Consider the following 20329-nt stretch of genomic DNA (forward strand, 5'->3'; position numbering starts at 1 on the left):
TATTTGTAGTTGTAGTTGTATATTTGATGATGCTTATGCGGAGACAGAAAGAAAAGATGAGCGAAATTAAAATACAAATAGATCAACTGCAAGCACAACATGATCGATTGCAGAAAGAAAGGGATCAGTTACAAGAACGGATGAATCATCTGGAAGAGCAACGAGAACACTTGCAAATGCAAACAGACCAGGCATTTCGGAGTGCTGATGAAATCGAGAAAATTTACGATGAGATATGGAATCATGCTAATACCATTCACCTTTACTCTTCGTTAGCTGAAGAAGAAAGCAAATCTATAACAATGAAAGAAAAACAAAAAGAAATTATTCGAACAACTGAGGAAATTCTAAACATCATATATAAATATAAAGGTAATGTATAATAAAAATATGTCATTGTAATGATTAGCGTTCAAGGTAAATTCTTATGTAATAATATCACAGAAGGATTTACCTTTTTCAGGTACAATAGAGATACAAAATTTGAAAGGGGAACAAAGCATTGGCAAAAAGAATGGCAAGTGTCGATAAAAAAAGATGTGTTGTCTGCGGAGTATGTGAAAATACTTGTCCGCTGGCAGCTGTCAAAGTTTACCATGGATGTTATGCTGTGGTAGAAGAAACAGTGTGTGTAGGATGTGGAAAATGTGCAAAGTCCTGTCCGGCAGGTTGTATTGAAATGAAAGAGAGGACAGCGATGTGAAGAAAAAGAAACATTGGTATGATTATTTATGGATATGGGCGATCCTTTATTTTGCTCTCGGTTTTTTTAATATTTTGTTTGCTTGGTTTGGGATGATTGATTTCCTGTTGCCGTTAGGAATAGCGATATTCGGTGGAAATAAATTTTTCTGTAATCATTTGTGTGGACGTGGCCAGCTTTTTAGTAAGCTCGGTGGGGATTTAAAATGCTCAAGAAATAAACCAACCCCGCGATGGATGAGTTCAAAATGGTTCCGATACGGCTTTTTGATATTTTTCCTTACAATGTTTGGGAATATGGTATTTCAGACATATTTAGTTGGTGCCGGATCATCATCCTTGCGTGAAGCCATCAAATTATTCTGGACCTTCCGTGTTCCGTGGGGATGGACATACACTGCCGGAACAGTAGCTGATTGGGTGGCACAGTTTAGTTTTGGATTTTATAGTTTGATGCTTACATCTTTGTTGTTAGGGTTGATCGTAATGGTGTTATATAAGCCACGAACCTGGTGTACATTTTGTCCAATGGGAACAATGACGCAGGGTATCTGTAAATTAAAAAATAATGAAAAGAAGTAATACTATAAGGTGATTCATAAAAGGCATATGTCAAAAACATTATTGACATATGCCTTTTATAGGGCTATTATATAAGAAAAGCGAGAAAGGAGCAGTTTATGCCGAGACCAGTAAAATGCAGAAAAGTCTGTCATTTCCCCAATGTTTTAGAATTTCTTCCGGCAGATGATACTGAGAAAAAAACACCCATTGTTCTAACGGTAGATGAGTACGAGACAATCCGTCTTTTGGACAAGAAAGGTTACAGTCAGGAGCAGTGTGCAGCATCTATGCAAGTCGCAAGAACAACGGTCCAGCGAATTTACGAGATCGCCAGGAAAAAGATCGCAGATGCACTTATCGACGGGCATCCACTCAAAATTGAGGGCGGAGATTTCAGAATCTGTGACGGTCAGAGCGGCAACTGCAGCTTTGGAGGATGTTACAAACAGGAAATTTACAAAAAATATGCAGCAGAAAAAGGAGAAGGTATCATGAGAATAGCAGTAACATATGAAAATGGACAGATTTTCCAGCACTTTGGACACACAGAGACATTTAAGATTTACGATGTAGAGGAAGGAAAAGTAGTACATTCAGAAGTAGTAGATACGAATGGAAGTGGACATGGCGCATTGGCAGGAGTTCTTAATGCATTGAATGCAGACGTTTTGATTTGTGGCGGAATTGGAGGCGGCGCACAGACAGCGTTAGCGGCAGCAGGCATCAAGCTTTTCGGAGGAGTTTCCGGAGATGCGGATGAAGCAGTAGAAGCTTTTATCAATGAAACACTTGAGTATAATCCGGATGTGAAATGTTCTCATCATGAGCACAACCACGGGGAAGGACATACATGTGGCGAGCATGGATGTGGAAGCCACAGTTGTCATTAAGAAGTGAGATTGCCATCGGATCATAAGATGAAAAAATAAAAGGTATTGATCTATAAAGAGGGAACCCGCATCATCAAATTTGCTTGTGATGTCGGGTTCTCTTTTTATTTGCATAATGATATACTTTTATTGTGGTTAGAAAAATAAAGCATGTACAAAACTCATAGGAGAAAGATGTATACTTATGACAACATTTGGTGATAAAATTAGGAAGTTGAGAAAAGAGAAAAAAATGACTCAACAAAAGCTGGGTGATATGGTGGGCGTTTCTCATAGAACAATTCGATCTTGGGAAGTTGAAGGACGATATCCGAAGCAGAGTAGTTTATATCAAAAACTGGCAGATGCATTTCAGTGTCAGGTTTCTTATCTTATGAATGATAATGAAACCGTGTGCTTGGGTAATGATGAGCCAAGTGAATATGCTGGTGCTAAACAGGCAAGGCAGATTCTTGAACAGGTAGCTGCTTTATTTGCCAGTGGAACTATGACCAATGAGGACAAAACTATTTTCATGGATGAGATGACGAGACTTTATCTGGCATCAAAAAAGAACAGAAGAAAATGGTAAGAAGAAATGAACTGTTTTGTTTTCTTGCTTGATAGAAAAGAAGAATAGAACGTATAATAGTGTTAATGATCCAGAGAAGATTGCTCTGGAAATAGAATTATTCGTACCAGTGGTGCGAGTATAGAGTAGGAGTGAAAGAATGGTAGAAGATACTATGTTTTCCGGGGAATCGAAAAATATTGAGTACAAGGTATCCTTACCTGATAAAAGTGAAAAGTACATGAAGACAATCGTAGCTTTTGCCAATACACAAGGTGGCAAGCTGATTGTTGGAGTAGATGATAAAACACACCAGATTGTTGGTGTGGAAAATGATGTGTTGTTTCAGCTGATGGATGGAATTGCCAATGCAGTTTCTGATTCCTGTGTGCCGCAGATCATTCCTGATATTGAGCCGCAGACGGTAAATGGGAAAACAGTTATTGTTGTATCAGTAGAAGCAGGAAAGAATAGACCATATTATCTGAAATCAAAGGGAAAAGATAATGGCACTTATATCCGTGTAGCAGGTACATCAAGACAGGCATTTCCAGAGAAGATAAAAGAGCTGGAAATGGAAGGTGCCAGAATCTCATGGGATGAGCTTACTTGTGTGGGTTATCCTGTTTCAGAGGAAGCAACAGAGAAACTTTGTCTGGATATCGAAAAGTTCCGGAAGAAAGCAGGAATGTCAGAACATTCTGTAAAGAAAGAGCAGCTGATAAACTGGAAAATCTTAAAGCAGAGTGAGGGACAGCTTCTGGCAACGAATGCCTATGCATTGCTGACATCAGATTATTTCTCATTTTCTAAAACACAATGTGCGGTATTCAAGGGAACAGATCGTGCAGTGTTTCTGGATAAGAGAGAATTTACAGGACCGATTTACACACAAATCGAAGAAGCAGTAGATTTTGTATTGAGAAATATTCGGCTTGGAGCAACGATTGATGGATTGGTGCGAAAAGAGAAATATGAGCTACCGCCGGAAGCAATTAGGGAAATGATTATTAATGCCCATTGTCACCGTAACCTGTTAGACGAATCCTGTATTCAGGTCGCAGTTTATGATGACAGACTGGAGGTGACTTCTCCGGGTGGATTATATAACGGATTGACTTATGAGGAAGTCATGAATGGTCATTCGAAGATCCGGAATAAAGGCATTGCCAATATATTCAGTCAGATGGGACTTGTAGAGGCATGGGGAAGCGGAATAAAAAGAATCCTTAATGCAGCAGAAGAGTATGGACTTTTGAAGCCGAGATTTCAGGAATTCGATAATATGTTTCGGGTAGAGCTGTTCCGTAATTCATTTCCGATGACAAATGAAAAAGAAAACATCAGAGAAACATCGGAGAAGCATCGGAGAAGCATCGGAGAAGCATCGGAGGTAGTGTGGAGAACAGACCTCAACGATACACAGCAAAAGATTATAAAGTTACTTTCAGAAGATCATCAATTATCAGCAGTTAAGTTAGCTGAAAAAATTGGGGTTGCCAGTCGAAATATTGAGAACAATATTAAGAAGTTAAAAGAGTATGGTATTCTTATAAGACATGGATCTCCAAAGAATGGTTACTGGGAGATTGTAGATAAAGATCTACAGGAGTGAGAAGTAAATTAGTCCAAGACTAGTCCAAGATATCTCAAGATTAGTCCAAGGGAATATATATATAAATAACAAAAACAGATTGACATTTTGTAGTAATCAGTAGTAAACTGTACTTGTGGAAGGGAAGTGATATGTTTGGCTAGAAAAACACCAAAAGATGGCAAAGAAGAAAACATACGAGTACGGGTGACTCCAGAACAAAAACAGAGACTTGTTGAGTATGCAGAAAGACACTATCAGAGCATGAGTGGTGTTGTATGTCAGGCATTGGATCTCCTGTACGCAAGAGAAGAACAACAAAATAATAAAGAGTAAAATGGAGTTATTTTGGAGTTTATTTCTTCATAAGCGGTGCGAAAAGCACAGAATCAGAACATATGTTCGAACTATAAGCCTCTAATAACAGCCTTTGCGTGTCATGAAATGCAGTCCGCAAAGGAATTTGAATAATGTACATGAGCCAAGAAATGCCGAATTTACAGCGTTTCTTGGCTCGTTTTTGGTTGCGTGACAATCAAATGACAATAATTTTGGAAATTATTCATAATATAGTGCAATGGGATGAACGATGAACAAATCATCCGACGTTTCAAATAGTGATTTTAAAATACTATTTATCATGTCACTTGGGCCAGAGAAGAATGAAGAAATTTTGTTTACATGAGTGGTGTTAGTCGCATATCCAACCAAATTAACTTCACCACCATATTTAAATGGTGCCTTTTGAATGTCTTCTCGAAGATATTTTTCATCAAATATTACCAAATATTTATCAATACAAATAAAGGATTTGTATGGAAAAATCTTTAAGAGTATGGAAAGCTGTTTTTGAAGCTCTTTATTTTCATTGTTCAATTTATCAATTGCTTCTTTCTTGATTTGTTTAATCTTATTTTCAATCTCCTTAAATTCGGAAGAACGCTTAATATCCCTATTAATGGTCATCCCTTTAGTAGCTTCATTATATTGTTCTTCACAGATTTTGTCTAATTCTGCAAGTTTGGGTTCGTTCATCATTTGTATAAAATCAGCATCATCAAATAGTTTTTTGTAATAATCCAAATCGAAAAGATGATATTCTCCTTTTACCTTTATAAAATCTCCTATTTCTATATTTTCAAATGAAAATAAATTATTCTTATTTAGATAATCTACAACTTGATGAAAGGCATTGTCGTGTAATACTTTGGTTTCAACATCGCTATAGAGATTTGTATTAGTTTTATTTTTTATATGATTATATATGTAATCTAATTTTGCATCAAAGCCTTTTCCAAGAATAGAAAAATCAGCTTCTCCTTCAGCGGTTGTAGTATGGGATGACTGTTTTTCTGTTGATGAAGATGATTGACTTGTTTGGGTTTGTAAAGTTTTTAATCCATTGTCAATTTGTGCAATATATGAATTAACGGTATCTGTATCTAGATAAATAAAGCTTTTCATTGTGAATCCTCCTTTATTAATTTGTGATTGGAATTAGTGTTAGTGCTAAGAAAGATGTTACTCCTTCTTAGGCTTCCTTTTCCTCTTCACATAAGAGAAATCCGGAAACAAGTCTTTTAACAATTCAGCAGTTTCTTCTACATCGTCATATTCATCCATATTTTGAACAAGTAGCTGGTCGTCATCATCAAGATTCAACGAAACAGTATACTCTTTATTGGGGTCTGTTGGGTTCATTGGGTACTTTACCTCTTTGAGATAATATTCCGTTTCTGATATTTCTTCATCCTCTAGCTTGTCTCGTAAACGTGCCCAATACTCAACCATCTTTCGGAAGTTATTAAGGTCTTCCTGTGGACGGGGACCAGCACTTGGAAGCCGCTCTTCAAATTTGAAGCATATTTCTCCATCTTTCATAGTAGGTCGTAGTCCGTATGCCCATTCAATGTCAAATAGTACATGAAGTGCACTAAATATATTTGCTATATCAGGGTCAGACAACGCATAAAAGCTAACTCCCAGATTGTTTGCAATATTTAATAAAGTCGCTTCATCTGGGTATCTGTTTCCAAGTTCATAGTTTCGGATGGTGGATTCGTTTAATCCACATTTATCTGCTAATTCCTTTTGCGTCATATCAGATGCAATTCTGAAATTCCTAATTAAAAAGCCTACCCGGCTGGTAAATTTTTCGCCCATTTTAACTGCTCCTTATAAGTGTAATGAGTGGTGTAGTATGCATGAAAACACGAGGTACAAATCATACATATACATGGATTATAACATAAACAGTGCAAAAATGAAATGTTTTTAACAAAAAGTGTTGACAGTACAAAAATGAACTGTTAATATAATACACATCATAACAGTTCAGAAATGAACTGAATAATAAAACAAAAGAGAGGAGGCATTAGCTTATGGAGAACAAGAGATTTTTGACAGCGCAGGATGTAATGGAAATGCTGGGAGTTTCACTGTCGTATTCATATAAACTGATACGACGACTGAATGCGGAACTTGAGGCTGATGGATTCGTGACAATAAAAGGGCGTGTCAGTACACAGTATTTTATGAAAAGAATCTACGGGCTATCTACGGATAAGGAGGTGGGATAGATGGCGGTTATCAAGAATAATAAGACTGGAATGTGGGAGGTGAGAACCTATTATAAGGATTTGACCGGAGCAAGAAAACAGAAAACCAAGAGGGGCTTTGCCAAGAAGGGCGAAGCCCTTGAATGGGAGCGTAATTTCAAGCTGAAAGAGGATCAGAGTATCAGTATGAGCTTCAAAAGTTTTGTGGATATTTATCTGACGGATTTAGAGCCAAGAATAAAACGTAATACTTTTCTCACAAAGAAGCACATTATTGAGACAAAGATTCTGCCTTATTTCGGGAAACGAAAACTGGATGATATTCGGACCTCGGATGTCATCCAGTGGCAAAATGAGATTATGAAGCTGAAAAAGGATAATGGTGAGTTATTCTCCGCTACCTATCTGAAAACCATCCATAATCAGCTTAGTGCCATATTGAATCATGCTGTAAATATGTATGGTCTAAAGGATAATGTGGCACGAAAAGCCGGAACCATGAGCAAAGAAGAAAATAAGGAAATGGAGTTCTGGACACAGGAGGAATTTCAGGCATTTTTGGAGTGTGTGGCAGATAAGCCTATTTCCTATTATGCATTTGAAATGCTTTATTGGACAGGGATTCGTGAAGGTGAGCTGCTTGCCCTTACGCCGGCAGATTTCAATTTTGAAAAGAAAACGCTTCGGATAAACAAGTCATATCAGAGACTGGAAGGCAAAGATGTAATTACAGACCCGAAAACACCAAAGAGTAACAGAACAATTGTTATGCCGGATTTTCTTGCTGTTGAGATGGAGGATTTTATAAAAAGTCTTTATGGAATAAGGGATGATGACAGAATTTTCACCATTTCAAAAAGTTATCTGCATCATGAAATGGATAGAGGTGCAAAGTTTGCAGGAGTGAAGAGAATCCGAATTCATGGATTACGACATTCTCATATTTCTCTGTTGATTAACTTGGGATTTTCAGCATTGGCAATAGGGGAAAGAGTTGGACATGAGGCGGTAGATATCACATATCACTATGCACATTTATTTCCAACGGTGCAGACGGATATGGCAGCACAACTGGAAACGGAAAGGGAGGCGTTAGTCAATGTCAGAAAAGAATAGAGACGATAAAAACAGATGGCGGAATGTTACAATAGCATTCCGCATGTCACCAGAGGAAAACGAGGAGTTGAATAACAGAGTGAAGCTCAGCGGATTTCGTACAAAGCAGGATTATATTATCCAGAGTGTTCTACATCAAAAGGTGGTTGCCACAGGCAATCCGTTGATGTTGGTACAATTCCGGCAGAACCTGCAAAGGATTGAACGTGAGCTTGAGAGGATAGAAAAGGCATCGGATATGGATGGGGAGTTGCTTACTCCTATCCGTTCCATGCTGGAAATATTGGAAGGCTTCAAGGAACAACCGAAAACATTGGCAGATATGAAGCAACTTACAGTACCAAATGGGGAATAACAGATATTTTGTATAAAGGAAGTGACTGCTATGAGCGAAGAAACATTATTTGAAAAATTAGGTGTGAAATACATAGAAAAAGACGGCATTTTTTATCCGTTGATTACATTAGGTGGAGAGGAAAACAGTACAGATGTTGGAAAATATGGTCGTATGTGGATGGATTACATACAGAAGGAATATCCGCAGCGATACAGAAGTCTGGTACGATTTGGCAAATTACATGATAAGGCGACCAAGGTAAATGAAGTAGCTTATGAATTGCTGGAGGATATTGAAAATGAGTGGTTGCGTAAACACAAACCCAAGCAGTCGAATTCTTTTGTGGAAATGTATCAGCTACGGACTCAGGCGAGAATGATAGCAGAGGAAGTAGTTCTGCATGATGTGGTGAATTGTTTTCATTAGGGGATAAGTGGAGTTCTGTATCGGAGCTGTGACTGGTAAATAATATGTCGCGTATCCGCGACTTATAAGCTCCCGAATGGGAGCTTTATCCGGCGGGGAGAGCCGTATAGCCACTCCGGCGAGGAGCGCAAAACCCGCTTGCGGGTCTGCATTTTTGATGGCGAAGCTGTCAAAAGTGCTTTTGCGTTACTTTTGACAAAAGTAACAAAACCTTCCCAGGAAAATCTGCTGTTTCGTGCCGTATCCGGCACTCATTACGGATAAGAAGGAGGTGCCTGTATACATACCAAAAGAGGAGGATTTCAAAATGGAAAGAACGATTAGTTTTATGAATGGGGAAGGTTCCATAGGACACAATACAAGAAGATTTATAGCGGGTAATGTAGATGCCAGCCGCACTCCAAATAACATTACTCTTATCCACGAGGATATTAAGCAGGCATATCATAAATTGTTTGACAAGGCACTTAAGGAATACAATGCAAAACAGAAACGCAAAGACAGGCAGATTAAAAGCTATTATGAAAAGATATCCCGGAGTAAGCAGGAAAAATTATTTTATGAGGTGATTGTTCAGATTGGCAATAAGGATGACACCGGAGTGGGTAGTTCAGCTGCTGAGGTTGCAACGTGGGTGTTGAAGGATTATGTAAAAATGTTTCAGCATCGTAATCCGCAGTTATATGTGATAGGCGCTTATATTCATCTGGATGAGGAAACACCGCATTTGCATCTGAATTTTGTTCCATGGGTATCCGGCTGTAAGAGAGGACTGGAAACAAAGACGAGCCTTAAGGCAGCACTTGCTACCAGAGGATTTGCAAGCGAGGGTAAAGGGAACACCGAATGGAAGCAGTGGGCAGAGGCTGAAAAAGATGATATTGCCCTTATCATGCGTCGGTACGGGATTGATTGGAAGAAGAAAAACACGCATAATCAGCATTTATCCGTACTGGATTATAAGAAGCAGGAGCGGGTGAAGGAAGTGGCTGATCTTGAGGAGAAACTGGAGGGTGCACAGGTTGTTCTTCAATTAAAAGAGGAAAGGATTGAATCTCTGGAAAAGGAAATAGAGGATAAGCATGTCAGTATTCGAAAAGAACAATCCGAAGCTCAAAAGATGCTGAATGATACCAAGGCTGAAACTCGGAAATTGCAGTTGGAAACAACGGATTTACGCATAAAGAATTCTGAATTACGGCTGGAATATTATGATAATCTGGATCAGCTCGCTGATAAACAAAAGGAAATTGAGGCAGTTCAAAAAGAGGCTGACAAGAGGATGATGATAATGGACACCGCAAAGTGGCAGACGGAGCAGGCACAGATGAAACTGGAAGAGGCGGAAAGGCTTAAGAAGGAACTTTTGGGAACTGTTGATGGCGACGATTATCTGAAGGAGCAGGTGATAGAGCTGAGGTATCAGAATCAGATGCTCCAGGAGGAAAACCGAAGCCTGAAGGATAAGCTGGAAAAGGCGTATGAGTTTATGAAGCAGTTTGTGATTGGTGGGATGAATCTGCTGGAGAGGTTTTGGGAATGGATTGGAGAGAAAGTAAGAGATGTTGGGAGAGGGAGGTGATGGGAGAATTAATAGAAGTGTTAAGATTTCATTATGGAGAAAAAAAAGAATTTATAGTATAATATTTAAATCGAAGGAGATGACATTATGCTTGTTTATGAGGATATAAAAAAGATACGTTTAGAATATAGTATTAGTCAAACTAAGTTAGCTGAATTCAGTGGCTTTTCAAAGGCACAGATTTCGGCATGGGAGTTAGGAAAAAAAATTCCTGTAAAATCAGAAATTGATAAATTAAATGATGTGTTGAAGGATGCTGTATGGAAAATTGACCAGGGTAAGCTGGATGTGAAAAAGAAAAAAGTACAACATTCTGGTACAGAGAAAAAGTTACCTTCGGTGATAAAGGATGCGAAAGAATATGTAGCATTATCAGAAAATATGAAGTATTCAAGTAAATATGCGACTGAGTTGTCTGGATTATATAAAGATGCAATGGCACCAAAGAAAAGCAATGCGATAAAGGGAATTGCGTTGTTTTCTGGCTGTGGTGGAATGACATTGGGATTTGAAGCAGCAGGTGTCGATTTGGTCGGTCACGTAGAAATTGCAGAGTCTGCTAATCGTATTTATGCGGAAAATTTCCCAAAATCAAAATTGCTTGGAGAAGATATATGTGAAATATCTGATGAAGATTTGCAGGCGTGGCGAAGAGAGTTTGGTGATATTGATATAATTGTTGGTGGACCACCATGCCAAGGATTTAGTTTGGCTGGAAAAAGAAATCCTGAAGATGAAAGAAATAAGTTGTATAAGCAATATGTACGAATTGTGTCTGTAATTCGACCTAAAGTTTTTGTTATGGAAAATGTAGCATTAATGACATCTATGAAGGATGAAAGTGGAGAATTATTTATTGATAAAATAGAAAAATCATTTTCTAAACAAGGGTATTCACTTGTAAAAAAAATTGTAAATGCGTATGAATATGGGGTGCCGCAATCAAGAGAACGAGTTATTTTGGTTGGGGTAAGGAAAGATATTAACAAGTCATTTGTGTTTGAAACACCACTATATTCATTGGATGAGTCTGTGTATCAAATGGAACTATGGGGAGAAAAGAAAAAGGCATTAACATTTAGGGATGCAACCGAAGATTTGCAATCACTTGAAAATGGAGAAAAATCATACACAGATCCACTGCATTGGGCTATAACACATCCAGAACATGTAATAGAGTGGTTGATTGATGTTCCAGAAGGACATAGTGCACATGAAAATGAGAATCCAGAACTTAGACCACCTAGTGGTTTTAATACGACATATAAAAGAAATGTATGGAATGAACCATGTTCTACCATTAGCACTAATTTTAGTATGATTTCAGGATGTAGAAATGTTCATCCTACGGACACGCGTTCGCTTACAATAAGAGAAGCTGCAAGAGTACAATCATTTCCAGATGAATTTGTATTTTGTGGAAATTGGGGAGAAATTAGAAAGTCGATTGGTAATGCTGTTCCTCCAATTTTAGCAAGAGCTATTGCAAAAGAAATAATAGGACAAATATTCAAGGAGGAATAATTATGGCATTGGATCCAAAAAACAAAGGACATTTGTTTCAAATTGAGGCTGGTACAGAGGGCAGATTACAAGGACATAAATTTGAAGAGGTTGTTACAGAAGAACTGAATAAAATAGATTTTATGTCTGGCAATACAGTTATTGAATGCATTAAGCCTAATGTATATCATGGAAATCCTGCCAATGCATTAGTAAGTCATATTTCGCAAGATAAGGGAAAGCAGATTGATAGATTGAATGCGTATTGGCTTGGTGGATTAGCAACCGCTAGAGCTGGAGACAATATTCTGAATGAAAACGGCGAAAAGATAACAGGCTCTAAATCAGATATATTAATGGATGTTGAATACGAGGATGGTACTAATGAGAAAATTGGCGTCTCTGCAAAAGCTTGCTCAAATAATGCTCAAATGGCATTGACAACCGTATCTGTTTTTTGTGGAATGTTAAGAGAAAATGGGATAGATGTTTCGGATGATGCAGAGATTGGTCTAAAAATGTTTTGCGGGGAAGTGGGATATAGACCAATAGATGGTTATGTACCGAAGGATATGTCTAATGTTCCACAAGATAGAAAAGCAAGACAAGACAGATGGTTCTGGGAAGAACTTTCTGACCAAGTAAAACAAGAATGGGAAAATATATTTACTGAAAATCAATTAAAAATCACAATGATGTTATTGCAGTGTGCCAGAACTTATAAAACAGATAGTTATAAACCTACATATATATTGCACGAATGTGAAAAGCATAGCGATATTAATGATTGTAAAGTTGCAGTTATGTCAGTTGAAGAATTTGCTACATATTCGCAACTTTTTGATTCTTTTGGTATAAAGGGAAAACGTATATTGAAGGGGAGTTACAAGGGAATTGACATGGCAATTCATCAATATCCTCATTTTGGTTTTATCCAATTTCAGCCGATAGGAAATCAGCAAAATTTTTCGGAATTGCAATTTAATTTAAAGTCAAAGTATTATAACAAATTCAAAGCCTTGTTGGATAAGGCTAATGAACAGAATAAGGGAGAAGAGTAGTGAAAATTAGATGAGGTACTGACAACAAAATGACAATACAATCCCCTAAAAATCCACGCAACAGATAGAAATCAGACAAAACTTCCTGCTTTCTGCCACCGGAACCAACGAAAAACACTACACAACAACTTTGCAAAGAGGAGTTCGAATAGTAACACAACCCCGCAAACCCTTGAAAAATAAGGGCTTGCGGGGATTTTTTTTGCCCTTTGACCAAACATTGACCCAAAACCAAAAACGAGAATTGTGTGTAGGTGGCGGCATATTATATTTTTGGACTTTTAGAAGGTAATGGGATTTAATTGAAATGGATGATGAAGATGACATGGTTTCTGAACAATGTATGGTTTTTCATATAGGGAGTTATATGAAAAGGGATTTTCTGTTGATACTCTTGAAAATGCAAGAAAGTTTTATTTGAACTATCAGGGACGAATTTCCGAAACATTGTTTCGGAAATTCATAAAAGAGAAATCCGATACATTGTTTCGGATTTCTGGCGATGATGTTCGTGGAAGAGTATAATGATATCATTGGTAGTTTGCAGATTGGCATCGGTGAGGATGACTACATGAAGTATTTGCAGGCGATTCCTGTTGAGAGGACTCACGCCGGATACTTCTCCATAGACAAAAAGGGTAAGATGATTGACTCCAAGGTGGGGCGAAAGGAAACCACGACGGATGATGTGGATGCCTATGAGCTGATTATGAAGAACAAAGAATTGCTGTTGGAGCGTGATCCAAAGCGTTCTCCGGTTCGTTTTATCTTCTCTCATTCTGCCCTGAGAGAGGTCTGGGATAACCCGAATGTATTCCAGATCTGTACCTTGAAGCAGAGCAGCAGTGAGGTATGTAAGCGCCAGGAAGTTGGGCGTGGACTGCGCCTTTGCGTCAATCAGGACGGTGAGCGTATGGACGCCAATGCGCTGGGGGAAGACGTACAGAATGTCAATGTGCTGACCGTTATTGCCAGTGAAAGCTATGATAGTTTTGCAAAAGGTTTACAAACAGAAATTGCCGAAGCAGTAGCTGATCGACCTCGTGCGATTACGGAAGACTTATTTGTTGGTAAGGTAATTAAGGATGATAAGGGCAATGAACAGGTTGTCGATCAGGATACGGCAAGAGCGATTCATTTTGACTTGATAGTCAACGGCTACATTGACAAGAAAGGTATCCTCACAGATAAATACTATGCCGACAAGGCTAATCATGAGATTAAGGTTGCTGAGGAAGTGGCAGATTCTGCTGCTTCTGTGATTGAGATTATCGATACTGTTTATGACGGCAAATCTATGATGCCTGAAAATGCCAGAAGTAATAACGTGGAGCTGCATGTGGATGAAAATAAGCTTGCTATGCCTGAATTTAAGGCACTGTGGGCGAAGATTAATGCCAAATCTACCTACGTGGTTGACTTTGATACTGAGGAGCTGATCCGCAAGGCTATTCAGTCTCTTGATTGTAAACTTAGAGTATCCAAAATCGTCTTCAAGGTGGAAACAGGAACAATGGAGACAATTGAGTCCAAGGAAGAGCTGGTATCCGGGGCTTCCTTTGTGAAAGAAGAGTCTGCAAGCTACGGTCGTACTATAACTGCCAGTACGAATGTGAAATACGATCTGATCGGCAAGCTTGTGGATAAAACAGGACTCATCCGCAAGGCAGTCATTTAGGTTCTGAAGGGTATTCAACCAAATGTGTTTAAGCAGTTTAAGGATAATCCGGAAGAATTTATTATCAAGGCTGCGGCTCTTATCAATGACGAAAAGGCCACGGCGATAATCGAGGACATTACTTACGATGTGATGGATGATTATTATGGCATGCGACGGTTTATTAATTTCGAATTTTCAAATCAGTACATGCTTTTCTTAAGAAACTGCGATGGCCTGAATGTTTCGGATAAAAGTTTTAAGGTGCTGAAATTAGAAAACAATAAGATAACATTGGCAGAGGAGGTGTGATGGAATGGGGTTAATAGAACTGGCCAGCGGCAATTCAGTTTGGCGAGGTATGGACTATTATAAAAATAAAAAAGTGCGTTCATGGAAAAAGACGGGAGAAGAGACTTATGATGGAATAGTATCTGGAAGCGACGGAAACAGTTATTCTGTACATATTGATAAACTGCATCCAAGAAAGTCAAATTGTAATTGTCCTTTTGCTGCTGGCAGACGAGTGATCTGCAAGCATATGATAGCCTTGTATTTTACAGCAGAACCTACAGTTGTGGACGAGTTTCTGAAAAAGGTGGAAGAATGGGAGAAGGAGGAAGAAGAGGAGGAACGGCAGCATTTTGAGGAACTTCGGGAATATGTAAACAGTCTTTCGAAGGTGGAATTGCAAGAGCAATTATATAATGCGCTTGTGGAGTTGGAAGATAGAAGAAATGGTTATTGGTAGAGAATAAGATGAAGTCGGGAAATCCATTCATACGCGGATTCTCCGACTTTTTCATAATATCGCGCAACGTCCTGATGTTCGCATTTAAAAGAAAAATGTAAAATAAACTTGACATAATGCACGCGAAATATTACAATGAACTCAACAAGACAAAACACGTAATATAAAAAACAAGGAGGAGGGTTTTTATGTTGAACCATAGTTTTGCCGCACTATTGAGTTTTACGTTAATATTTTGTATCATTTTTCTTGTCACCAGGAAAAAAGCCGGTGCACTGCATTATGATGAAATGCAGCTGCAGATCCGGGGGGATGCGTATAAGCTGGGTTTTTCGGCAGTTATTGTGCTGCTGGCTGTGACGGGACTTTTGTATGACGCAGATGGTTTGAATATCTCGAATTATATGACAACCGATATGCTGCAGTTCGTGATCTTATATGCAGGAGTTACTGTGTTTGCTGTATATTCTATCTTGAACAATGCATTCTTCCGGGTACTGGAAAACGGAAACCGGTATCTTCTGTTATGCGTATTTCTTATTGTGAGCAACGGCGCATCTTTATTCCAGAGCATCCGCAGCGGCCGTTTTTTGGAACATGGTGTGCTGGACTTTGGGGCGGGAGGGGCTAACCTTCTGTGCGTAATCTGTTTTCTGCTGATTTCCGGAGCTATCGTGATTCGAAAAGCCGGTAGAAATGAGGAAGAAGATGAAGAATCTTAGAATGAAGGCTGCGAGAGCCGGAAAGGATCTGTCGCAGGAAGAACTTGCAAAGCTTTGCAGTGTGTCCCGGCAGACGATCAGCGCAATTGAAAAGGGAGACTATAATCCAAGCATTTACTTATGCATCGCAATCTGCAAGGCACTGGATAAAACACTGGATGATTTATTCTGGCCGGAAGAATAGGACGGATTGACAGACAACAGGAGAAACGACATATGGATACTACAAAAAGAAAAGGAACGATCAGTGTTACAATTACATACATCTGCTGGGGATTACTCACCGTATTTTGGAATCTTCTTGCAGAGGTAAATTCCGCTTATGTACTGGCCTAGAGAGTGGTCTGGTCCATGATTTTTATGTTTGGCCATCTGGCCGTGACCGGGCGGATGGGAGATATCAGAAAGATCTTTCATGATAAAAAGACAGTGTTCTGCTGCATGGTCAGTGGTGTGCTGGTGTGTATTAACTGGGGCGTATATATTTTCGCTATCAATTCGGGACATGTGCTGGATGCCAGCCTGGGATATTTTCTGGAGCCGATTTTTGTCACAGCCATCGGCGTGTTTTTCTTTCATGAAAGGATGAGCCGGTTAGAGCAGATGACGGCACTGTTTTCCCTGATTGGAGTGGGGTATCTGATTGGTGTGTACCGGATGGTTCCGGTTATGGCTATGGTGATCGGGTTGAGCTTTGCTTTTTACGGAGCTGTGAAAAAGAGTGTGCATTTAGATGCAGGACTTTCCCTGTTTGCGGAAACGTTGTTTGTGACGCCGATCGCGCTTCTTTTCTGTATTTACAGCGAAATGAATGGTAATGGAAGTCTGGGAGTCCTTCATGGAATGCAGTTTCTGCTTTTTCCGATAGCAGGAGCGATTACTTCTGTGCCGCTTTTGTTATTTAACAGGGGAGTCCGCATGATTCCTTATTATTTGACGGGGATTTTGATGTATGTGAATCCTACGATTCAGTTCCTTATGGAACTCTTTTATTTCCATGAACCGCTGGAGGTTCACCGCCTGATCGCGTTTTGCTTTATCTGGGTGGGCGTCGGATTTACGCTATGGCATAATGTAAAAGAAATGAAGAAATAAGATAAAACGGGAGATTTGTTATGAACGACAATTACAATCCATTAGACAAAGAATTAAACCGGCTGGTACAGGTTATTGCCCGTCTTCGCGCGGAGGACGGATGCCCCTGGGACCGGGAGCAGACCCATGGTTCCCTGAAAGCAGCCTGTGTGGAGGAGGCCGCGGAGGTGGTTGGCGGCATCAACATTCTGGAGCAGACGGGAAATGCAGAGAACTTAAAAGAAGAGTTGGGCGACCTGCTTTTGCAGGTGGTCATGCATGCGCAGATTGCAAAGGAAGAAGGCTTATTTACGCTGGAGGATGTCATGCGTGGAATCACGGATAAAATGATTCGCCGGCACCCGCATGTGTTTGGAACCACAGCGGTTTCCGGCTCGGATGAAGTTCTGGTGAACTGGGCTGAAATCAAGAAACAGGAAAAAGAGGGAAAAGAGTGGATGGAAAGCTATCTGCCCGGCGCGTTTGATGAGGCAGAAGAACTGATCGGAGCGGCAAGAAAACGAAAAGGGTTTCGGTAATTATAATGCTTTTTTGCTTTTCCAGGGCCACCCTGTGTTGTAGCCATGTTCCTGCCAGTAAGCATCATCGACTGTGCTCATTTTCTTGTGCTTATGCAGAAAACGATAGAGGGTGAACTCGCACCATACTTTCGGCGACGGAGTCAGATGTCTGGCACAGTGCCGGACATTCCGGGCGGTACATGTTACCTTATGCTGAATGGATTTCCGGAAAGATTCCGGCAGATCATTCCAGGCGTAATCCCATACGCTTTGGGAAATGCAGTGGGTTCTCGCGAATCCCAGGTTTTCTGTACTGTCTTTGATATCGCGGACGGTGGAGCGCATACCGCCACCTGCAGCTGTGTTAATGATGACTGCCTGCTTTTTCATGAAAGTAAGATCAGGGCGGTGAACCATCCAACGGTATGCGAGGTGGTCAAGCAGGGATTTCATCTGTCCAGGAACATGATATACATAAGTGGGCGCACAGAACAGAATCAGCCCGGACTGTTCCATAGCCTCAAGGATGGGCGCCATGGCGGCAGCACCTCCGCAGGCCTGCTCTTTTCCAAGGATGCAGGCGCGGCATCCGGTACAGATGTGAGGCATGTCATCCGGGAGAAAGAAGGAAAAACAGGTTCCATCTTCCAGGAGTTCTTTGATGAGCATCTGTGCGATCTGGTAAGTGCTTGATCTGGTTTTTCGGCCGGAAGCGTAAATTACCGTGATATTCATAGGCAGTTCCTCTAAAAGCAGATATAGATTCCGGGTCAGGGAATGCAGTGCCCCGGTACCTGTATTATAATAATGGAATGGCCGTCTGTCGAGAAAAATGTCTGAATTACGGCATTCTTACGCTTTTCTAAAAATTATATACTTGACATTTCTCAGTTCCATTGCTATCATTGCTTTAAACCATTGAAGAGGAAGTTGTACCATATAAGCAGTCTCACAGAGAGTTCGGGGTGGTGGAATCCGGACAGAGTGTCGTGGTAAGTGGGCCTCAGAGGGCAAGGTGAAAGGGAATGGTCTGGAAAACAGGTCAGACTTTAGTAGCTGCGACGCAACGGTCAGCGTTAACGGACCAGGAATGTAATGGCATTCTGTAAAGAGTGGGTGCTTGGCACCAAACAAGGTGGTACCGCAGGTATATAACAGCCTGTCCTTGAACGTAGTTCAGGGGCGGGCTTTTTTTGTTTCATAGGAAATAGTGTCTTATGAAATAAAAACGCTCCGCCGGACTCTTGAATGTCAGCCGGAGGTGCCAGGAACAATTTCCAGACAGCTCCTGAAGATTTTTACAGCACAGGAAACAAGAGAAAGGAAGGAAAAAAGTATGAGTGAAGAGAGAAAACTTCAGTTTCGGGGCGGAATCGGGATGTCGCTGATTCCGGTAGCAATTTATGTGTTCTTCTGCATGGTGCTTTTCATTGGATTTAAGGCCTTCAATATGGAGGCACTTGCGGTAGGTGGTTTTCTGGCGCTTCTGATCGGCGGCGTTTTCTGTACCAGCTACAGTGATTTTTGGGAGAGTGCCATCAAGGGCATTTCCTCAATCACATCGGTGTCGGTTGTTGTGATTTTATTGCTGGTCGGTATGTTCAGTGCTCTGATTAAACTGTGCGGCCTTTCCGGCGGTTTTGTGTGGATCGCGAATGCGGTTGGCATGAAGGGCGGCATCTTTGTGGCATTTACATTTATTGCTTCCTGCATTGTTTCCACGGCAACCGGCTCTTCCATCGGAACCATGTTTATCGCGTTTCCGATTTTTTATCCGGCTGGCATTATGCTGGGCGCGAATGAAATGATGATGGCGGGATGTATTGTGTCTGGCGCAATTTTCGGTGACAATCTGGCTCCGATTTCAGATACGACCATTGCATCTGCATCGACCCAGCAGTTTAAAAATGGAAAGCCGGCAGATATCGGCGGTGTTGTTTCCAGTCGTATTAAATATTCCGCAGTAGCAGGCCTGATCACAATTGTAATCTTTGCGGTCTTTGGTGGTATGGGCGGTGTATATGAGGGCGGTTCCATTGACGCGGCAGCCAATCCGGTTTCTTTGGTGATGCTGATTCCGGTTGTTCTGATGTTAACTGTTTCAACAAAAACGAGAAATATTTACGAAGGTATTTTAGTGGGTCTGGTAACGGGTACTGTGGTTGGCCTGGCAGCAGGACTTTTCACTCCGGCACAGGTATTTTCCAACGACGCGGCAAACAATGCAGCAGTAGGCTTTTTGATCGATGGCATCAACAACATTTTGCCGACCTGCGCACTGGTCATTTCGGTATTTGGCATCATGGGAGTTTTGAGTGATGCAGGTATGCTGAATCTGATTGCTGAGAAGATTCTGAACAGCAGGATGGCGAGCACCACCCATGGGGCAGAGCTAATCTGTATGATGGGTATCGCGTTTACGACCATTCTGTTAGGCGGCGTGACCAGTGCTTCCATTTTGACATTTGGACCTATTTTAAATAAGATTGGAGCGGCAAGAAATATTCATCCATACCGCAGGGCAAACCTATTGGATGGTACGGCCAACAGTCTCCCGGCCATCATTCCGTTTATGAGTGTGTTTGTATTTATCGGATCTGCCCTGACCGGACTTTCTCCTGTTGTTGTAGCAGGCGGAACCATTTATGGCTTTGTATTATTTGCTGTATTTTTGGGGGCAGTGCTGACTGGCTGGGGATGTCAGAAAGAAGAATAAAAAGG

General features: G+C 40.5%; 25 protein-coding genes. 22 read left to right on the forward strand and 3 right to left on the reverse strand.

What is annotated here, in order from left to right:
• Nucleotides 1–56: 56 nt before the first annotated feature.
• From DW922_RS02800 to DW922_RS02830, 7 genes are all read left to right on the forward strand, one after another.
• Nucleotides 57–383, forward strand: a complete 327-nt coding sequence (locus DW922_RS02800) for a hypothetical protein (protein ID WP_222891074.1) — start codon at nucleotides 57–59, stop codon at nucleotides 381–383.
• Between the two features lie 131 nt (nucleotides 384–514).
• Nucleotides 515–703 carry a 4Fe-4S binding protein gene (locus DW922_RS02805; RefSeq protein WP_114001582.1) on the forward strand — a complete coding sequence of 63 codons (189 nt, stop codon included), beginning with the start codon at nucleotides 515–517 and terminating at the stop codon, nucleotides 701–703.
• Nucleotides 700–1284 carry a 4Fe-4S binding protein gene (locus DW922_RS02810; RefSeq protein WP_114001564.1) on the forward strand — a complete coding sequence of 195 codons (585 nt, stop codon included), beginning with the start codon at nucleotides 700–702 and terminating at the stop codon, nucleotides 1282–1284. The genes DW922_RS02805 and DW922_RS02810 overlap by 4 nt, the downstream gene beginning before the upstream one ends.
• 98 nt (nucleotides 1285–1382) lie before the next feature.
• On the forward strand, nucleotides 1383–2156 hold the full coding sequence (locus DW922_RS02815; RefSeq protein WP_073106964.1) for a NifB/NifX family molybdenum-iron cluster-binding protein: 774 nt from the start codon (nucleotides 1383–1385) through the stop codon (nucleotides 2154–2156).
• Nucleotides 2157–2340: 184 nt separating this feature from the next.
• Nucleotides 2341–2727, forward strand: coding sequence for a helix-turn-helix transcriptional regulator (locus DW922_RS02820; protein ID WP_044924454.1), 387 nt, complete (start codon nucleotides 2341–2343; stop codon nucleotides 2725–2727).
• 139 nt (nucleotides 2728–2866) lie between these two features.
• Nucleotides 2867–4321, forward strand: coding sequence for an RNA-binding domain-containing protein (locus DW922_RS02825; RefSeq protein WP_114001563.1), 1455 nt, complete (start codon nucleotides 2867–2869; stop codon nucleotides 4319–4321).
• 135 nt (nucleotides 4322–4456) lie between these two features.
• Nucleotides 4457–4636, forward strand: a complete 180-nt coding sequence (locus tag DW922_RS02830; RefSeq protein ID WP_028086473.1) for a hypothetical protein — start codon at nucleotides 4457–4459, stop codon at nucleotides 4634–4636.
• 222 nt (nucleotides 4637–4858) lie between these two features.
• Here DW922_RS02830 and DW922_RS02835 read toward each other — a convergent pair whose 3' ends face one another.
• Together DW922_RS02835 and DW922_RS02840 are read right to left on the reverse strand one after the other, a co-directional pair.
• Nucleotides 4859–5764 carry a hypothetical protein gene (locus tag DW922_RS02835; protein WP_118725743.1) on the reverse strand — a complete coding sequence of 302 codons (906 nt, stop codon included), beginning with the start codon at nucleotides 5762–5764 and terminating at the stop codon, nucleotides 4859–4861.
• 57 nt (nucleotides 5765–5821) lie between these two features.
• A complete protein-coding gene (locus DW922_RS02840; protein WP_118725744.1) occupies nucleotides 5822–6463 on the reverse strand; it encodes a helix-turn-helix transcriptional regulator in 642 nt (213 codons plus the stop codon).
• 218 nt (nucleotides 6464–6681) lie between these two features.
• Here DW922_RS02840 and DW922_RS02845 point away from each other — a divergent pair, with 218 nt between their 5' ends.
• From DW922_RS02845 to DW922_RS02905, 14 genes are all read left to right on the forward strand, one after another.
• Nucleotides 6682–6879 (forward strand): hypothetical protein, encoded by a 198-nt coding sequence (locus DW922_RS02845; RefSeq protein WP_022431210.1) that lies wholly within the window; start codon nucleotides 6682–6684, stop codon nucleotides 6877–6879.
• The gene (locus DW922_RS02850) at nucleotides 6880–7974 is read left to right on the forward strand and encodes a site-specific integrase (RefSeq protein WP_118725745.1); all 1095 of its coding nucleotides are present in this window, start codon (nucleotides 6880–6882) and stop codon (nucleotides 7972–7974) included.
• The gene (locus DW922_RS02855; protein ID WP_118725746.1) at nucleotides 7958–8329 is read left to right on the forward strand and encodes a hypothetical protein; all 372 of its coding nucleotides are present in this window, start codon (nucleotides 7958–7960) and stop codon (nucleotides 8327–8329) included. The genes DW922_RS02850 and DW922_RS02855 overlap by 17 nt, the downstream gene beginning before the upstream one ends.
• Before the next feature lie 30 nt (nucleotides 8330–8359).
• Nucleotides 8360–8737: a TnpV protein gene (locus DW922_RS02860; RefSeq protein ID WP_012739997.1), complete on the forward strand. Its 378-nt coding sequence runs from the start codon at nucleotides 8360–8362 to the stop codon at nucleotides 8735–8737.
• Between the two features lie 307 nt (nucleotides 8738–9044).
• A complete protein-coding gene (locus DW922_RS02865; protein ID WP_118725747.1) occupies nucleotides 9045–10319 on the forward strand; it encodes a plasmid recombination protein in 1275 nt (424 codons plus the stop codon).
• Between the two features lie 87 nt (nucleotides 10320–10406).
• Complete coding sequence (gene dcm, locus DW922_RS02870) at nucleotides 10407–11843, forward strand: DNA (cytosine-5-)-methyltransferase (protein ID WP_118725748.1); 1437 nt, start codon at nucleotides 10407–10409, stop codon at nucleotides 11841–11843.
• Nucleotides 11844–11845: 2 nt separating this feature from the next.
• Nucleotides 11846–12883: a hypothetical protein gene (locus DW922_RS02875; protein WP_118725749.1), complete on the forward strand. Its 1038-nt coding sequence runs from the start codon at nucleotides 11846–11848 to the stop codon at nucleotides 12881–12883.
• 502 nt (nucleotides 12884–13385) lie between these two features.
• Complete coding sequence (locus tag DW922_RS02880) at nucleotides 13386–14561, forward strand: type III restriction endonuclease subunit R (protein WP_243031992.1); 1176 nt, start codon at nucleotides 13386–13388, stop codon at nucleotides 14559–14561.
• A gap of 24 nt (nucleotides 14562–14585) precedes the next feature.
• Entirely contained in the window at nucleotides 14586–14852 is a 267-nt protein-coding gene (locus DW922_RS17870) for a hypothetical protein (protein WP_243031993.1), read from the forward strand.
• 4 nt (nucleotides 14853–14856) lie between these two features.
• Nucleotides 14857–15291, forward strand: a complete 435-nt coding sequence (locus DW922_RS02885) for an SWIM zinc finger family protein (RefSeq protein ID WP_118725750.1) — start codon at nucleotides 14857–14859, stop codon at nucleotides 15289–15291.
• A gap of 188 nt (nucleotides 15292–15479) precedes the next feature.
• On the forward strand, nucleotides 15480–16013 hold the full coding sequence (locus DW922_RS02890) for a hypothetical protein (RefSeq protein WP_118725751.1): 534 nt from the start codon (nucleotides 15480–15482) through the stop codon (nucleotides 16011–16013).
• Complete coding sequence (locus DW922_RS02895; protein ID WP_118543684.1) at nucleotides 16000–16197, forward strand: helix-turn-helix transcriptional regulator; 198 nt, start codon at nucleotides 16000–16002, stop codon at nucleotides 16195–16197. Before DW922_RS02890 ends, DW922_RS02895 begins: the two co-directional genes overlap by 14 nt.
• A 155-nt stretch (nucleotides 16198–16352) precedes the next feature.
• A complete protein-coding gene (gene rarD / locus DW922_RS02900) occupies nucleotides 16353–17108 on the forward strand; it encodes an EamA family transporter RarD (protein WP_347560253.1) in 756 nt (251 codons plus the stop codon).
• A 20-nt stretch (nucleotides 17109–17128) separates the two neighbouring features.
• On the forward strand, nucleotides 17129–17626 hold the full coding sequence (locus tag DW922_RS02905; RefSeq protein ID WP_118543686.1) for a MazG family protein: 498 nt from the start codon (nucleotides 17129–17131) through the stop codon (nucleotides 17624–17626).
• Here DW922_RS02905 and DW922_RS02910 read toward each other — a convergent pair whose 3' ends face one another.
• Nucleotides 17627–18343 carry an NAD(P)H-dependent oxidoreductase gene (locus DW922_RS02910; RefSeq protein WP_118725753.1) on the reverse strand — a complete coding sequence of 239 codons (717 nt, stop codon included), beginning with the start codon at nucleotides 18341–18343 and terminating at the stop codon, nucleotides 17627–17629.
• A 601-nt stretch (nucleotides 18344–18944) separates the two neighbouring features.
• On the opposite strand from DW922_RS02910, the gene DW922_RS02915 reads away from it, so the two are divergent.
• Nucleotides 18945–20324 (forward strand): Na+/H+ antiporter NhaC family protein, encoded by a 1380-nt coding sequence (locus DW922_RS02915; protein ID WP_118725893.1) that lies wholly within the window; start codon nucleotides 18945–18947, stop codon nucleotides 20322–20324.
• Nucleotides 20325–20329: the final 5 nt, after the last annotated feature.

It is taken from the genome of Clostridium sp. AM42-4 (assembly GCF_003480105.1).
GTDB lineage: Bacteria > Bacillota > Clostridia > Lachnospirales > Lachnospiraceae > Brotaphodocola.

What these genes read in the sequence shown, in the direction of transcription:
- DW922_RS02800 (WP_222891074.1), top strand. Translation starts at nt 57, where the DNA reads ATGAGCGAAATTAAAATACAAATAGATCAACTGCAAGCACAACATGAT.
- DW922_RS02805 (WP_114001582.1), top strand. Translation starts at nt 515, where the DNA reads ATGGCAAGTGTCGATAAAAAAAGATGTGTTGTCTGCGGAGTATGTGAA.
- DW922_RS02815 (WP_073106964.1), top strand. Translation starts at nt 1,383, where the DNA reads ATGCCGAGACCAGTAAAATGCAGAAAAGTCTGTCATTTCCCCAATGTT.
- DW922_RS02820 (WP_044924454.1), top strand. Translation starts at nt 2,341, where the DNA reads ATGACAACATTTGGTGATAAAATTAGGAAGTTGAGAAAAGAGAAAAAA.
- DW922_RS02825 (WP_114001563.1), top strand. Translation starts at nt 2,867, where the DNA reads ATGGTAGAAGATACTATGTTTTCCGGGGAATCGAAAAATATTGAGTAC.
- DW922_RS02835 (WP_118725743.1), bottom strand. Translation starts at nt 5,764, where the DNA reads ATGAAAAGCTTTATTTATCTAGATACAGATACCGTTAATTCATATATT.
- DW922_RS02840 (WP_118725744.1), bottom strand. Translation starts at nt 6,463, where the DNA reads ATGGGCGAAAAATTTACCAGCCGGGTAGGCTTTTTAATTAGGAATTTC.
- DW922_RS02845 (WP_022431210.1), top strand. Translation starts at nt 6,682, where the DNA reads ATGGAGAACAAGAGATTTTTGACAGCGCAGGATGTAATGGAAATGCTG.
- DW922_RS02850 (WP_118725745.1), top strand. Translation starts at nt 6,880, where the DNA reads ATGGCGGTTATCAAGAATAATAAGACTGGAATGTGGGAGGTGAGAACC.
- DW922_RS02855 (WP_118725746.1), top strand. Translation starts at nt 7,958, where the DNA reads ATGTCAGAAAAGAATAGAGACGATAAAAACAGATGGCGGAATGTTACA.
- DW922_RS02860 (WP_012739997.1), top strand. Translation starts at nt 8,360, where the DNA reads ATGAGCGAAGAAACATTATTTGAAAAATTAGGTGTGAAATACATAGAA.
- DW922_RS02865 (WP_118725747.1), top strand. Translation starts at nt 9,045, where the DNA reads ATGGAAAGAACGATTAGTTTTATGAATGGGGAAGGTTCCATAGGACAC.
- dcm (WP_118725748.1), top strand. Translation starts at nt 10,407, where the DNA reads ATGCTTGTTTATGAGGATATAAAAAAGATACGTTTAGAATATAGTATT.
- DW922_RS02875 (WP_118725749.1), top strand. Translation starts at nt 11,846, where the DNA reads ATGGCATTGGATCCAAAAAACAAAGGACATTTGTTTCAAATTGAGGCT.
- DW922_RS02880 (WP_243031992.1), top strand. Translation starts at nt 13,386, where the DNA reads ATGATGTTCGTGGAAGAGTATAATGATATCATTGGTAGTTTGCAGATT.
- DW922_RS02885 (WP_118725750.1), top strand. Translation starts at nt 14,857, where the DNA reads ATGGGGTTAATAGAACTGGCCAGCGGCAATTCAGTTTGGCGAGGTATG.
- DW922_RS02890 (WP_118725751.1), top strand. Translation starts at nt 15,480, where the DNA reads ATGTTGAACCATAGTTTTGCCGCACTATTGAGTTTTACGTTAATATTT.
- DW922_RS02895 (WP_118543684.1), top strand. Translation starts at nt 16,000, where the DNA reads ATGAAGAATCTTAGAATGAAGGCTGCGAGAGCCGGAAAGGATCTGTCG.
- DW922_RS02905 (WP_118543686.1), top strand. Translation starts at nt 17,129, where the DNA reads ATGAACGACAATTACAATCCATTAGACAAAGAATTAAACCGGCTGGTA.
- DW922_RS02910 (WP_118725753.1), bottom strand. Translation starts at nt 18,343, where the DNA reads ATGAATATCACGGTAATTTACGCTTCCGGCCGAAAAACCAGATCAAGC.
- DW922_RS02915 (WP_118725893.1), top strand. Translation starts at nt 18,945, where the DNA reads ATGAGTGAAGAGAGAAAACTTCAGTTTCGGGGCGGAATCGGGATGTCG.